13 protein-coding genes are annotated in these 13,276 nt (G+C 70.1%); 8 read left to right on the top strand and 5 right to left on the bottom strand.

The genetic code is table 11. From position 1 onward, the window contains the following. Positions 1-123: 123 nt before the first annotated feature. From QOM21_RS34275 to QOM21_RS34265, 3 genes are all read right to left on the bottom strand, one after another. Positions 124-384: an HPr family phosphocarrier protein gene (locus QOM21_RS34275; protein ID WP_407554966.1), complete on the bottom strand. Its 261-nt coding sequence runs from the start codon at positions 382-384 to the stop codon at positions 124-126. Positions 385-692: 308 nt separating this feature from the next. Further along, positions 693-1,238 carry a hypothetical protein gene (locus QOM21_RS34270; RefSeq protein WP_407554964.1) on the bottom strand — a complete coding sequence of 182 codons (546 nt, stop codon included), beginning with the start codon at positions 1,236-1,238 and terminating at the stop codon, positions 693-695. Between the two features lie 88 nt (positions 1,239-1,326). Then, the gene (locus QOM21_RS34265; protein WP_407554962.1) at positions 1,327-2,049 is read right to left on the bottom strand and encodes a ribonuclease H; all 723 of its coding nucleotides are present in this window, start codon (positions 2,047-2,049) and stop codon (positions 1,327-1,329) included. A gap of 95 nt (positions 2,050-2,144) precedes the next feature. Here QOM21_RS34265 and QOM21_RS34260 point away from each other — a divergent pair, with 95 nt between their 5' ends. From QOM21_RS34260 to QOM21_RS34240, 5 genes are all read left to right on the top strand, one after another. Beyond that, positions 2,145-2,606 carry a GNAT family N-acetyltransferase gene (locus tag QOM21_RS34260; protein WP_407554960.1) on the top strand — a complete coding sequence of 154 codons (462 nt, stop codon included), beginning with the start codon at positions 2,145-2,147 and terminating at the stop codon, positions 2,604-2,606. A 257-nt stretch (positions 2,607-2,863) separates the two neighbouring features. After that, the gene (locus QOM21_RS34255) at positions 2,864-3,283 is read left to right on the top strand and encodes a PPOX class F420-dependent oxidoreductase (RefSeq protein WP_407554959.1); all 420 of its coding nucleotides are present in this window, start codon (positions 2,864-2,866) and stop codon (positions 3,281-3,283) included. 250 nt (positions 3,284-3,533) lie between these two features. After that, entirely contained in the window at positions 3,534-5,348 is a 1,815-nt protein-coding gene (locus tag QOM21_RS34250) for a TIGR03767 family metallophosphoesterase (protein WP_407554957.1), read from the top strand. A 201-nt stretch (positions 5,349-5,549) separates the two neighbouring features. Then, positions 5,550-6,125, top strand: a complete 576-nt coding sequence (locus QOM21_RS34245; RefSeq protein ID WP_407554956.1) for a dihydrofolate reductase family protein — start codon at positions 5,550-5,552, stop codon at positions 6,123-6,125. Positions 6,126-6,202: 77 nt separating this feature from the next. Next, positions 6,203-6,943 carry an SDR family oxidoreductase gene (locus QOM21_RS34240; RefSeq protein WP_407554955.1) on the top strand — a complete coding sequence of 247 codons (741 nt, stop codon included), beginning with the start codon at positions 6,203-6,205 and terminating at the stop codon, positions 6,941-6,943. 27 nt (positions 6,944-6,970) lie between these two features. Here QOM21_RS34240 and QOM21_RS34235 read toward each other — a convergent pair whose 3' ends face one another. Continuing rightward, positions 6,971-7,909: a DUF5996 family protein gene (locus tag QOM21_RS34235; RefSeq protein ID WP_407554953.1), complete on the bottom strand. Its 939-nt coding sequence runs from the start codon at positions 7,907-7,909 to the stop codon at positions 6,971-6,973. Between the two features lie 279 nt (positions 7,910-8,188). On the opposite strand from QOM21_RS34235, the gene QOM21_RS34230 reads away from it, so the two are divergent. The 3 genes from QOM21_RS34230 (at position 8,189) to QOM21_RS34220 (ending at position 10,423) form a co-directional block, all read left to right on the top strand. Then, positions 8,189-8,671, top strand: coding sequence for an SRPBCC family protein (locus QOM21_RS34230; RefSeq protein ID WP_407554951.1), 483 nt, complete (start codon positions 8,189-8,191; stop codon positions 8,669-8,671). A 234-nt stretch (positions 8,672-8,905) separates the two neighbouring features. Next, positions 8,906-9,823: an MBL fold metallo-hydrolase gene (locus QOM21_RS34225; RefSeq protein WP_407554949.1), complete on the top strand. Its 918-nt coding sequence runs from the start codon at positions 8,906-8,908 to the stop codon at positions 9,821-9,823. A 141-nt stretch (positions 9,824-9,964) separates the two neighbouring features. Beyond that, positions 9,965-10,423 (top strand): SRPBCC family protein, encoded by a 459-nt coding sequence (locus QOM21_RS34220; RefSeq protein ID WP_407554947.1) that lies wholly within the window; start codon positions 9,965-9,967, stop codon positions 10,421-10,423. A gap of 409 nt (positions 10,424-10,832) precedes the next feature. On the opposite strand, the gene QOM21_RS34215 is transcribed toward QOM21_RS34220, so the two are convergent. Continuing rightward, positions 10,833-13,268, bottom strand: a complete 2,436-nt coding sequence (locus tag QOM21_RS34215) for a SpoIIE family protein phosphatase (protein WP_407554945.1) — start codon at positions 13,266-13,268, stop codon at positions 10,833-10,835. Positions 13,269-13,276: the final 8 nt, after the last annotated feature.

The raw sequence follows: 13,276 nt of genomic DNA, 5'->3' as shown, positions 1-13,276 counted from the left end.
CTGCCCCACGACTTTCGTGGCATGCACACCGATGTGGCTCGCCTTGGGCGTCGTCACAGCCGGCGGGCTCGGGCGGCCGAGCGGGGAGGAGCGTTCGGGGAGAGGCGCGGGCGGCCGCGTCCGTTACGGAACGACGGACTCGATGAGCTGCGCGAGCGCCTCGACGGCATCCTGCTCATCGTCGCCGTCGGCGACGATGAGGATCTCCTTGCCGTGCTCCATCTCCAACCGCTGGAGGTGGAACAGGCTCTTGGCGCTGGCTTCCCTGCCGTCGACCACGAACGTGATGTCGGAGGTGTACGCCTTGGCCTCCTGCACGATCCGCGACGCGGGCCGCACCGAAAGGCCCCGGAGCGAGACCACGGTTGCGGTGGTCCGAGCCATGCGCTGCCTCCTTGATGTCCGTACGACCCGGCTCGACATGGGTGCGGAGCCGGATCGCCCAACGTACCCCGGGAATCTCCGGCGATGCGGCAGGCCGGTCCAAGTCCGGTGCGGGGCCTCCGACCAACGCCGGGCGATACCCGTCCCACCACGGCCGCCACGCCCACCACAGGAGCATTGTGGGCTTCCGGGGTGGTTCATGGTGTGAAGTGCTCACGCGTCGCCGGTGTGCTGCGCGGTCTTACTCTTCTCAGGCCGCCCCCCTACGCAGCACACCGGCGGCCTCCCCGCCCCGGTCCCGTGGACGGTCAGTCCGCTTCCCGGGGCCCCCAGCCCGTGAGGGCCAGCACCTCGCGTCCGATGTCGACCACGCTCCGCCCGTCGGTCCCCACCCGCACCGAGTCCGCAGGCGCCTGCTCGTCCAGGAGCCGCGCCTTGGAGGCGCTGGTCCTCAACTCCTGCTCCAGCTCCGAGCCGATTTCCCGACCGGCCAGGCGCTCGCCCGCGGTGGCGTCGGAGGCCGTGAGCAGGACCCGAACGATCCGCACATCAGGCCCCATCGCCCGCTCGAACATGCCTTGCGCCCGCGGCATCACGCTCAAGGTGTGGGTGTAGACCAGCCTGCGGCAGCCGAGTTGCGCGAAGTTCGCCCAGACCGCGGTCAGATTGCGCTCGGCGATCTGCGTACGGCGCGGATCGTCTTCCGGCGCCGGATGTATGTGGGCCATGAAGTCACCCTCGATAACGGCGTGTTGGACGTCCGCGGCGCGCAACTGCGCCGAGATCTCCCACCCCACCGTCGTCTTGCCGACACCTGCTCGCCCCGCCAAGAGCAGGACCTCCGCACGCTCCATGGGGGCAGCGTGCCAGGTCATCCGTGCCGGATGCGAGCGGGTATCGGGTTGCAGGGCATGGCCCGCCGAGGCGCAGGCCGGTACGACGTCAGCTGTTCGCGCCGGTGCGGCAGTCGGGGTGGCCCCAGCCATCGGGATTCTTGGCGATCGGCTCGCCGGCCGCGTACGGGCGCCCGCAGCGACAGCGGCCGGGGAACTTGGCCTTCAAGGTGCGCGTCGAGGCGGCGGAGCGGGGCTTCGACGCGGCAGAGGTCTTCGCGGCCGCCCCGGTGGCCCGGCGTCGGGTGCCGGCGGGCCGGGCGGCGTCAGGCGCCTGCGGAGGGGGCGGTGAGTCGTACGCGCTTCCGGCGGGCTCCTGGGTGATTGCCGCGTGGCTGGCGGCGCGGTCGGCGAAGTCGTTGAGCGGGTCGCCGTTCACCTGGTGCGCGGGGACATACCGGAACTCGACGGAGCGTCCCGCCAGCAGAGCGTCGATGCTCATGACCAGTTCCTGGTTGGCGACGGGCTTGCCCGCGGCCGTCTTCCAGCCCTTGCGCTTCCAGCCGGGCAGCCAGGTCGTGACGGCCTTCATCGCGTACTGGGAGTCCATCCGGATCTCCATCGGGACGTCCGGATCGGCAGCCGAGAGCAGGCGCTCCAGCGCGGTGAGTTCCGCGACGTTGTTCGTCGCCGTACCCAGCGGGCCGGATTCCCAGCGGGTGGGGGTCTCCGCACTGTCGGCGATGACCCAGGCCCAGCCCGCGGGACCGGGATTTCCCTTCGACGCCCCGTCACACGCGGCGATAACGCGTTCAACCATGCCTGCGATCATGCCAGGGCGCAGACCCGGCCGGCACCGCCCCTCCCCTTCCCTCCCCCTCCGCTACCCGGTCTGCGTTGTCAGTCCCGGGTGCCAGACTCGCGGACATGGACGATGAGGTGCAGTTGCGGGCTGTCGTGCAGACCGACCTTGAGACGTTCTTCGCGCAGGAGCACGACCCGGAGGCAGTGCGGCGCTCACTCTTCGCTCCCCGGGATCGCGAGGCGTTCATGAACCACTGGGCCAGGAACATCCTCGGGGACCCCACCGTCCTCGTGCGGACGGCGACGGTGAACGGCGAGCCGGCCGGCCATGTGGTGGCCTGGTGGGAGGCGGACCGGCGCTTCGTCGGGTACTGGTTCGGCCGGCAGTACTGGGGGCGCGGCCTGGGCACTCGCCTGCTGACGCTCTTCCTGCAGGAGGAGCACACCAGACCCTTGCACGCCGATCCCTTCGCCGGGAACACCGGCTCGGTGCGGCTGTTGGAGCGGCTCGGCTTCCGGCGCTCCGAGACGGTGCGGCACGGCGAGAACACCCACATCATGCTCGTGCTCGACGCCGGCAGCTGATCACGACGGACTCCGACCCCTGGCCGCGACGGAGGGAAGACGGGCCGGGGGGCGGGTCCGGTGTGCGGCGCTTCCCCGGGTCCTGTGGCGACCGTCGCCATCCGCGCCGACGGCGAGGTTTCAGCGCGTCCGGCCGGAGAACGCGATCGACTCGCGGTCCTCCCCGGCAGCGAGCCGGCGAGCCGGGTATGGACGATCATGTGAACGTCCCGATCGGGACGAACAGTGACGTACTGACGTATCGAGGAGGGTTCTCCATGTCGAAGCCACCGCTTCCGGAAGCGGCAGTCGCCATGCTGGCGAAGGCCAATCCGTCCGTCATCTCCACTCTGCGGTCGGACGGACAGCCGGTGTCCACCGCCACGTGGTACCTCTGGGACAACGGCCGGATCCTGGTCAACATGGACGAGGGCCGTAAGCGCCTGGAGCATGTGCGCAAGGACCCCCGGGTGACGCTCACCGTGCTCGACGAGGGCAACTGGTACACGCACATCAGCATCATCGGCCGGGTCGCCGAGGTGCGCGAGGACGAGGGCCTGGCCGACATCGACCGGCTTGCCCAGCACTATCTCGGCAATCCGTATCCGCAGCGGGACCGCCGCCGCTTCAGTGCCTGGATCGAGATCGACCGCTGGCACGGCTGGGGCACCTTGAAGGACAACAGCCAGGCAGGCTGACGGCGGCCTGACGACGCACGACCGACCGCCTCCGTGGTGGGACCGGGTGTCGCCCGGGACGTGGGGCCCTGACCGGATACCCCGGCCGGGCGGCCACCCCGGGCCGGACCATGCCGACGGGCGATGGGTGTGGGGCGTTCCGGCATCGTTCACCTTCGGGCCACGCACACCGAGCAAGCTTTCGGAGTGAGATGTTCCGCTTGGTGACACCGCTGTGTCCGGGTCCGCCGGCCACGGCACGGAGGGCCTCATGGCCGGTAGCGAAACCACCACCAACCGTCGTCAATTCCTTCTCACCTCCGGCGCCGCAGTGGCCGCGACCGGCGCCGCACTGGCACTCCCGGACCAGCGCGGCAACTCCCCCGCCCCTGGCACCGGGCCCGCACAGGCCCATGCCGGCCCCTCGCCGACGCGGCCCGGCATCAGGCGGGCAGCCCCGTACGGCCTCACGACGCTGGAGACGGCGGCGCGGCTCACCGGCAGCGGGGGCTACCGCCGCCTCGACTCCGGCCCGGGCTGGCCGGTGGTCGTCCGTTCCGAACTCGCCGAGGCCGGAGCCGGCCGCCAGGACCGGCGGACTGCCCTCGCCTGCTTCGTACAGTTCACCGACCTGCATGTGGCTGACGTGCAGAGCCCTTTGCGCAGCGAGTTCCTGCGTGCCCGCAGCCCGGCCTCATGGCGCGCCCACGAGGCGTTGACCGTGGCCGGCGTGGTCTCGCTGGTGGAGCAGGTCAACGCACTCGGCGGTGGGCCGCACACCGACCGGCCGCCTGCCTTCGTCATGTCGACGGGCGACAACATCGACAACCACTCCATGGTGGAGCTGGAGTGGTTCCTCACGCTGATGAGCGGCGGCCGGATCACCCCCAACACCGGTGACCCGACGTCGTTCGAAGGCGTCCAGAACTCGGGGCTCCCGCTCTACTGGCATCCGGACGACATGCTGCGCGACCAGGACAAGAAGCGCGGTCTGCCGCAGATACCCGGCTTGCTCGAAGCCGCCATGCGGCCTGTTACCAGCCCCGGCCTGCGCGTCCCCTGGTACTCCACGCCGGGGAATCACGACGATCTGCCGGGCGGCTGCATGACTCCGGTCGATCCGGTGCTGAGGGACTACATCACGGGGGCACGCAAGCTGTTCTCGGTACCGGATGCCGACGTGGCCGCCTTCGACCGTGCGGTGTACACCGGCGACGACCCCAAGAGCACCGTCCTCAAGGACATCCTGCTCCGCAACGCCGCCCGCGCGCGGACCGTCACCCCCGATGAGCGTCGCCGCATGGTGACCCCGCACGAGTATCTGCGCGCGCATCTGGATCCGGCCGTGGCAGGGGCGGGGCCCGTCGGGCACGGCTACACCGAGGATCACCTGGACGGCGACCGGATGTACTACTCCTTCGCCGTGGCGGAGGGCGTCATCGGCATCAGCATCGACACCACCTACCGCAGCGGCCACTACGAAGGATCACTGGGGACCGAGCAACTGCGTTGGCTGGAGCGGACGTTGAGCGCGCACAGCTCACTCCACCACGATGCGGAAGGCCGGCTCGTACGCAATGCCGCGGCCGACGACGCACACATCCTGATATTCAGCCACCATCACAGTCCGAGCATGACGCGGCGCCCCGACGCGGCGCGTACCGAGGAGGAGCGTCACGACGGCGGGGAGGTCATAGCGCTGCTGAGCCGGTTCCCGAACGTGGTCGCGTGGATCAATGGCCACAGCCACGTCAACCGCATCACGCCGCACGCCCATCCGACCCCCGCCCGCTCCTTCTGGGAGGTCAACACCGCCTCCCACCTGGACCATCCGCAGCACGCACGACTCATCGAGCTGGTCGACAATCACGACGGGACGCTGTCCCTGTTCACCACCCTCGTCGAGTCCGGCGCCCCGCACCGCACCCGGTTCGACGACCTGTCCGCAGTCGGCCTCGCGTCCCTCTACCGCGAGGTGGCCTACAACGCGCCCGGCCTGGCCGCCGGGATGTCCGCAGAGGTCGATCGAGTACGGGTGGGCGCCGCGGCGGACCGCAACGCCGAACTCCTCATCCGGCGGGCCTGACGCACTCCGCCCCAGCCGACCGGGGCACGGCTCAGCCGCCGTTCGGCCACGGCCGTACGGACGAAGCGCGGCCGCCGCATGCCCCTTCAGCCGCCTCCGCCCGGCACCGCGGTGTACCGTCTCGCCGCAGACCGGGCCGCGAGCACCGCACCTCGGTCGATGAGCCCACGTCCGTCCCTGATGACTCAGCCGAGGACCGCGATGCGAAAAGTCATCCTGATGATGCAGCTCTCCCTCGACGGCTACTTCGAGGGGCCACACCGCGAGATCGACTGGCACATGGTCGATGACGAGTTGCACGGGCACATGAACGAAGAGCTCAGAACAATGGGCGCCTTCCTCAGCGGACGCGTCACGTATGAGCTCATGGCGGATTTCTGGCCGACCGCCGACAGTGATCCCGACAGCACCCCGCTCATGGTGGAATTCGCCGGGATCTGGCGGGACATGCCCAAGGTCGTGTACTCGCGTTCGCTGGAGCGGGCCGACTGGAACACCACGATCGTGCGGGACGTCGTCGTCGAGGAAGTCGAAGAACTCAAGGCACAGCCGGGCGGGGATCTGGCTCTCGGCGGCGCCGATCTCGCCGCGGCCTTCCTGCGGCACGATCTGGTCGACGAGTACCGCATCTACGTCCATCCCGTCCTGATCGGGCGCGGCAGGCCGCTCTTCCGGGAGTCGGACGCCACGGTCCCCCTCCACCTCGCCGAAACCAGGACCTTCGGCAACGGCGTGGTCCTCCTGCGCTACCAGCGCCCGGAGACCTCCTCGACGTGATCCGGTGAGCGTCCTGGCCCGTAGGGGGATGCGATCATCTGTTTGAGCGCGATCCGCACCCGTCGCAGGAGGCATACATGTCCCGTCCGGTCACCGTCGTCACCGGTGGCAGCCGAGGTATCGGCGCAGCGACGTGCCTTCGGCTGGCCGCGGACGGACACGATCTGGCGCTGGGGTACGTCAGCAATGCGGCGGCCGCCGAGGATGTCGCGGCCGCGGTGCGTGCGGCGGGAGCGCGCTGCGCCACGGTGCGGGTGGACACGTCCGTCGAGGCCGATGTCGAGCGTCTGTTCGACATCGCGGCGGCGGAACTCGGGCCGGTCACCGGACTGGTCAACAACGCCGGAGTGACGGGTCCGCTCGGCAAGCTCGCCGACGCCCGGACCGAGGATCTGCGGCGCGTCGTCGAGGTGAACCTCCTCGGCTGCCTGATGTGCTGTCGGCGAGCGGCCCGGGACATGGCGGCGCTCGGCTCGGGCGCCATCGTCAACATCTCGTCGGCGGCCGCCACCCTCGGCGGTCCCGGTGATTACGTCCACTACGCCGCCACCAAGGCCGCCACGGACGCCCTGACCGTCGGCCTCTCCAAAGAGCTCGGCCCGGAGGGCATTCGGGTCAACGCCGTTGCTCCTGGCCTCATCGAAACCGATATGCATGCCGCGATGGGCGATCCCGACCGGCCGGCCAGAGCCGCCGGTGAGATCCCCCTGCGGCGGCCCGGCGCTCCCGCCGAGGTCGCCGCAGCCGTCGCCTGGCTGCTCTCGCCGGACGCTTCCTACACCACCGGTACGGCCCTGCGGGTCTCCGGCGGGCGGTGAGCCGGAGACGCCGAGCGGCCGCGCCCTTCAGCCCGGCGGGAGGTGCGGGTCGGTCCTGCCGCCGGGGCAGGCGAAATCGGCGACATCCCAGCCTGCGGCCGCGGCTCCGGCCTGGTACGCACTCTCGTAGAAAGCCAGCACCGCGGCACGCGGATCGCTCTCGGCACGGGCGGTGTCGTACGGCAGCACCGCGAGGTGGCTGTCGTTGCGCGCGACCCATTGCGCCGATGCGGGGCTGAGCGGGCGGTCGGTCAGGGCCGCGGGTTCCGGGGCGGTGTACGAATAGAACGCCGGCGCGGTGAACGAGCTGTCACCGAACCAGAAGCCGAAGCTGATCAGCTCCCGGGAATAGGCTTCCCGCGTCACCGGATCGACCTGCGAAGGCTGCTCGATCCGACGGCCGGAGAACCGGCTGTGGGCGATGTCGAAGGTATGCCAGAAGTGATGTACCGGGCTGGCTTTTCCCGAGAAGTCGGCGGCGAATTCCTCCAGCACCAGCGCCACTTGGCTGAGAACCCGCCAATAGCGATGGGCATGGGCGGGATCGTACGCCGCGTGCTCGTGATCCTCGGCGAACGGCCGGCTGCCGTCAGGCAGGTCGAACGGCCGGGGAACGGCGATATCCACCTGGATTCCCAGCGCGGCCAGCGCGTTCAGCGTTTTGGCCTCGAACGACGCCACGGACTCTCCCATCAACGGAAAGGAGATCGCCCTGCCGTCCAGCGTGGTGAGGAGAAGTTGATGGTTGACGAAGTCGAAATCGATGGTGAAGGCCGGATTGCCGTCGACCTGGCCCATCGGGCGTGTGGTGATGCCCCGGCCGGTGAGATGAAACGGCACGTTCCACCAGTGGTTGCGCCGGGGACTCGCGGCGAGCCGGATCTTGCCGACGATCTGCGCGAACCGGTGCAGCGTTTCCTTGGTGTCCTGCCACTCCGCGAGCGGAATGGGCGGGAACAGCTCCATGGCGTTCCCCTTCCTTCGGCGCTCGTTCCCGGCCGGGAGATTCCCGGGTGACGACGGCCCCGCGGACGGTAGCGCGCCGGCTCGCGTCCTTTCCCGGCGGACCTTGCGGACCTTGTGCATGCGCGCCCTGGCGGCCGACCCTCCCTCCATCGAACGCGCCTGTCGGGTCCCCGGCAACCGGGCCATGAATATGCCGGATATTTGAGATGCTGGAAGCACGACCCCGCTCCTTCGGCACCACGGTCGAAACAGCGGAGAAGGGGGGCGAGGGAGGACGGCATGGCCTCTCACAAGGGCAAGGAGAAGCGACTCGCGGGCTCCGTGAACGGCTTCGTCGACGCCCCGGCCGACGACGTATTCGCGCTGGTCACCGATATCGACCGGCTGCCGGAGTGGAATGATGCCGTCACGCGCGTGATCGAACGGCCGGCGCGGCTCACGCCGCCCGCCGAGTGGGTCGTCACGGTCAAACCGGCCGGCTGGCCCGAGTGGCCGAGCCGGTCCTGGGTGGAGGAAATCAATCCGCGGCGGCGCGTCTTCCGGCACGGCTCGCAGTCCGATGACGGCAATCCCTCGTACGCCGAGTGGCGATGGCAGGTGGACGAGGAAGCGGGCGGCTCGCGCGTCACCATCAGCTGGGTGCTCCACCCGCAGACCTTCTGGCGGAGGCTGCTCGCGGCCCCCCTCCGGCAGCGACGGCTCTCACGTACGGAGGTCCCTGGCTCCCTGGCCGCGCTGGCACGGTACTTCGCTTCCCGGTGACGACACATGGGCAGGCGATTGTCATGTCCAGGCCATGCCATGGCAGGCCCGTGAGAGAGGCAACGGCCCGCAGACACAAGAGCCGGCCCCCCTTCCACTTCTGGGAGCTCCCGCGATATCCCTTTTTGCAGCCCTACGAGCCCTATGAGTTCCGCGGGTTCCACGGGCCCTGAGACCTGCATCTCCCATGGAGCCCCACCACAAGTACCTGCCGTACGAGAGGTGAGTAGTCCCTTGAGCAACGCGCACACCGCCCGCCCCGCCTCGACCGAAGGGGTCGTCGACGACGGCTGGTTCGTGGACGATCGCTGTACGAACTGCGACGTCGCGAGGCAACTGGCACCGGACCTGATCGTCGAAAGCGGCGGCCGATCCGAAGTGCTTCGCCAGCCGCGCAGTGACACGGAGACGCGTCAGTTGAACGCCGCCGCGTTCGCCTGCCCCACCCGCTCCATCCGCCACAGCTCTCAACGGCTGGATCCTGCCGCCGACCCCTACCCCCTCCCGCTCGACGACAGCGTCCTCCTCTGTGGGCACAACTCCCCGCACACCGCGGCCGCCAACTCCTACCTCCTGCGCCGCCCCTCAGGGACCGTGATGATGGTCGATACGCCGCGATGGAGCGGGTCCTTGGCCGACCGGTACGGAGCCGTCGGCCGCGTCACCGACGTCCTCCTCACCCACCGGGACCATGCGGCGCACGGCCGTCGGTACGCGGACCACTTCGGCGCCCGGCTGTGGATCCACGAGGGCGACCTCGACGCCGCGCCCGACGCCGATCACGTCCTGCGCGGCACCAGGACGGTCGAGATCGACGAGGGCGTGCGCGCGTACCCGCTGCCGGGCCACACGCAGGGAAGCGTGCTCTATGTCGCGGACGAGCGGTACTGCTTCAGCGGTGACAGCTTCTACTGGTCTCGCACGACGGGCGACATCGAGGTGGCGGAGAACGTCACCTGGTACTCCATCCGGGAGTTGGCCGCTTCGCTGGAGCGCGCCGCCGGCCTGTTCAGCTTCGAGTGGCTGCTGCCCGGGCACGGCGGCCGCAAGCACCTCCCCGCCGAGGAAATGACGCGGCGCATGCGGCAGCTGACGGCTCGCACGCGCGAGCTGGAGCCGCGGCCCGTCGACTTCACCGCGATGCGCTGGTGAGCACACGATCCCTTCGGGACGAAATCGCCGAGGCGGCACGGTTGTAACGCGGCGGTCTTCGGGTACCCGCTGCACACGTGCGGAGATCCGCATGTGTGAGGACCCGCTAACCGCGGCAGTCACCCCGAAGGAGGCGCGCTGATGAGCACGGTGAAGGAGTCGGTGGAGGTCCAGGTCCCCGTCCACACCGCCTACAACCAGTGGACGCAGTTCGAGGAGTTCCCCAACTTCATGGAGGGCGTCGAGCGGATCACGCAGATCGACGACCGCCACAATCACTGGAGCACCAAAATCGCCGGTGTCCGGCGCGAGTTCGACACGGAGATCGTCGACCAGCTTCCGGACGAGCGGATCGCCTGGCGCAGCACGGGCGGCGGCACCAAGCAGAAGGGTGTCGTCAGCTTCCAGCGCCTGGACGAGCGGCACACCCGGGTGGAACTCGTGATGAGCGTGGAGCCCACCGGTGCCGCGGAGAAGACCGCTGACGCGACGGGCCTGATCGACCGGCGGGTGAAGGACGACCTGCATCGCTTCAAGGAGTACATCGAGCACCGCGGGGGCGAAACCGGAGCCTGGCGCGGTCGCATCAAGCCCGGATGACCCGGGCCGGCTGTCGGCCCGGCGGGACTGCACAGCAGCACGTTCGACGACCCGGGCGTCAGCGGAGAGACGCCGGTGGCCCGGTCCGGATCGATCCGGACCGGGCCACCGGTATGCGAAGGCGTTCAGACACTGCAGTCCCCGGCGCCCACTCCCGCACCATCTGTCCCGGTCGTCGCTGAGGCTCCGATGCGAGGGGCTTCCGGGGGCCTGACCAGAGCCGTACAAGGGTCACTGCCGACAGACGTCTCTGCCAACGGTGGGGCTCTTCGGTTTTCTGGCGTATTGAACATTTTCCTCCCGATTTGCCCATAGTCAAGGCTTCGGTCGCGAAATTCTCGGGCCGGCCGTGGTCGCTGCCGAAGGGCGGAGCGCCCGAAGGGTCTCCCCCGGCAGGCGCTCCGCGGCCTCACAGCGTTACGGCGCCGCCCTGAGGTGTCAGGGGGTGCTCGGCCCAGATGGTCTTGCCGTCGCGCCCGTAGCGAGTGCCCCACCGCTCGGTGAGCCGGGCGACGAGGAAGAGCCCGCGACCGCCCTCGTCGGTGTTCCGGGCCCGGCGCAGATGCGGGGATGTGCTGCTGGAGTCGGTCACCTCGCAGATCAGGCTGCGGTCGCGGATGAGCCGTAGCGTGATCTCCCCGTCCGCGTACCGGTAGGCGTTGGTGACCAGCTCGCTCACGATCAGCTCGGCGGTGTAGGCCATCTCCTCCAGCCCCCACCGCTCCAGCTGCTCCGTCGTCAGGGCCCTGGCCCGTCCGGCGGCCTCCGGTCCGGACTCCAGCCGCCACGTCGCGACCTGCTCGGCGGCCAGGACTCGGGTACGTGCCACCAGGAGCGCCACATCGTCGGCGGGCCGGTCGGGCAGCAGGGCGTCCTCCGCGGCCTTGCAGGTCTCCTCCAGCGAGCCGGCCGGCACGGACAGTGCGCCGAGCAGGCACGACAGCCCCTCGTCGGGGTCCTGCCCGCCTGCCTCGATCAGGCCGTTGGTGTAGAGGGCGAGGAGGCTGCCCTCGGCCAGCTCCACCTCGGTGGACTCGAAGGGCAGCCCGCCCAGCCCCAGGGGCGGACCGGCGGGCAGGTCCAGAACGCGGGCGTGCCCATCGGGGCTCACCACTGCCGGCGGTGGGTGGCCCGCACGGGCGAAGGTGCAGCAGCGGGACGCCGGGTCGTAGACCGCGTACAGGCAGGTCGCGCCCACGACCTGGGGCGAGTGTTCGTCGGCAGGCTCCTGCTCCGCGGCCAGGCGGTCCACCAGTTCGTCGAGGTTGGAGACGACCTCGTCCGGGGTGAGGTCGAGGTTGGCCAGGGTGTGCACCGCGGCGCGGAGGCGTCCCATGGTGGCCGCGGCGTGGATGCCGTGGCCGACGACATCCCCGACGACGAGGGCGACGCGCAGCCCGGAGAGCGCGATGACATCGAACCAGTCGCCGCCCACTCCCGCGGCCGGGTCGGCCGGCCGATACCGATGGGCGATCTCGACGGCCGGGTACTCGGGCACCTCCCGCGGCAGCAGGCTGTGCTGAAGCGTGAGCGCCGCCTGGTGCTGCTGGGTGTAGCGGCGCGCGTTGTCGATGGAGAGTGCGGCGCGGGAGGCGAGTTCCTCGGCGAGCGTCAGGTCGTCCGTCTCGAAGGGTTCGGGCCGGTCCACCCGCCACAGGGTGAGCAGCCCCAGCACGAGCCCACGGGCCGTGAGCGGCACCATGATCAGAGAGTGGGCGCCCGGCGCGGGGGTGTCCTCGGCCTGCGCCTGGTCACCCCACTCATCGTTGCTGTGCAGGTGGGTCCTGTGCACCGGGCGCCGTTCCGCCAGGCACCGCGCCTGCAGCGCGTTCGGGGTGAAGCGGAGGGTGCCTTCCTCAGGCATCGGCTGGTGCGATTCCAGGGAGACACCGTGGGTCGCGATCCTGTACAGCGCGCCCGAGGCATCCGCGGTGGGTTCCGCACCGCGGGTCACCGGCTCCAGGAGATCGACCGCGACGAAGTCCGCGAGTTCGGGCACCGCCACCTCGGCCAGCTCCCGTGCCGTCCGCTCGACGTCCAGCGTGGTCCCGATCCTGGACCCCGCCTCGCTGAGCAGCGCCAGCCGGCGTCGGGACCGATAGCGATCGGTGACGTCTTCCACCGTCTGGGTGACGCCGAGGACCCTTCCGGCGGGATCCTCCAGCCGGAAGGCCGATACGGACACCACCAGCTCCTGGTCGGGGTCCTGCCGGAGCCGGCACGGCTGCTCGGCGAAGATCGCCGACTTGCCGGTCCTGAGGACCTCCCGCAGCTTGGCCTCCGACGTCTCACTGTCCGCCGGAATGAGGAACTCGTTGGTGCCGCGCCCCCGGTGCTGCTCGGTCGGGATGCCGCTGAACCGTGCGATCGCCCGGTTCACCCGCAGAATGCTGAGGTCCGGCGCGTGCACGGAGAGGCCGATCGGCGAGCGGCGGAAGAGCCCGTCCAGCACCGAACGGTCCGTCTCCCACTGGATGACTTCCTCGGCGGGCGCGGCGACGACGAACCACTCGACCTCGGTGGCCGCTCGCTTGACGGCCCGCACTCGGCAGCCGACTTCCACGCGGTGCCCTTCGCGGTCCCGGACGGGCACGACTCCGAACCATCCGCCCTCGCCGACGCACGTGGCCACGGCCTCTTGGACGAGCCCGAGATCGGCCGGCTCGACAAGGAGGTCCGCCGCCTCCCGGCCCAGTGCCTCCTGCGGCCGGTGGCCGAGAAGCGCCTCGGCCCGCTCGCTCCAGCCGACGATCCGCCCTCGGTGGTCCAGCACCGCGGAGGCCGCACGACGCACCGCGAACGGGTCTTCCGGCCCTTCGCTGAACGTCTTCGCCGAAACGTCCATCCCACCAC

The sequence above is a fragment of the Streptomyces sp. Pv4-95 genome (assembly GCF_045782725.1).
Taxonomy (GTDB): domain Bacteria; phylum Actinomycetota; class Actinomycetes; order Streptomycetales; family Streptomycetaceae; genus Streptomyces.
Note: the sequence above shows the minus strand (reverse complement) of the source record. Positions and strands in the feature narration are given on the sequence as shown.

Excerpts from the sequence above, each read along its gene's own strand:
- QOM21_RS34275 (WP_407554966.1), bottom strand. The coding sequence starts at position 384 with ATGGCTCGGACCACCGCAACCGTGGTCTCGCTCCGGGGCCTTTCGGTG.
- QOM21_RS34270 (WP_407554964.1), bottom strand. The coding sequence starts at position 1,238 with ATGGAGCGTGCGGAGGTCCTGCTCTTGGCGGGGCGAGCAGGTGTCGGC.
- QOM21_RS34265 (WP_407554962.1), bottom strand. The coding sequence starts at position 2,049 with ATGATCGCAGGCATGGTTGAACGCGTTATCGCCGCGTGTGACGGGGCG.
- QOM21_RS34260 (WP_407554960.1), top strand. The coding sequence starts at position 2,145 with ATGGACGATGAGGTGCAGTTGCGGGCTGTCGTGCAGACCGACCTTGAG.
- QOM21_RS34255 (WP_407554959.1), top strand. The coding sequence starts at position 2,864 with ATGTCGAAGCCACCGCTTCCGGAAGCGGCAGTCGCCATGCTGGCGAAG.
- QOM21_RS34250 (WP_407554957.1), top strand. The coding sequence starts at position 3,534 with ATGGCCGGTAGCGAAACCACCACCAACCGTCGTCAATTCCTTCTCACC.
- QOM21_RS34245 (WP_407554956.1), top strand. The coding sequence starts at position 5,550 with ATGCGAAAAGTCATCCTGATGATGCAGCTCTCCCTCGACGGCTACTTC.
- QOM21_RS34240 (WP_407554955.1), top strand. The coding sequence starts at position 6,203 with ATGTCCCGTCCGGTCACCGTCGTCACCGGTGGCAGCCGAGGTATCGGC.
- QOM21_RS34235 (WP_407554953.1), bottom strand. The coding sequence starts at position 7,909 with ATGGAGCTGTTCCCGCCCATTCCGCTCGCGGAGTGGCAGGACACCAAG.
- QOM21_RS34230 (WP_407554951.1), top strand. The coding sequence starts at position 8,189 with ATGGCCTCTCACAAGGGCAAGGAGAAGCGACTCGCGGGCTCCGTGAAC.
- QOM21_RS34220 (WP_407554947.1), top strand. The coding sequence starts at position 9,965 with ATGAGCACGGTGAAGGAGTCGGTGGAGGTCCAGGTCCCCGTCCACACC.
- QOM21_RS34215 (WP_407554945.1), bottom strand. The coding sequence starts at position 13,268 with ATGGACGTTTCGGCGAAGACGTTCAGCGAAGGGCCGGAAGACCCGTTC.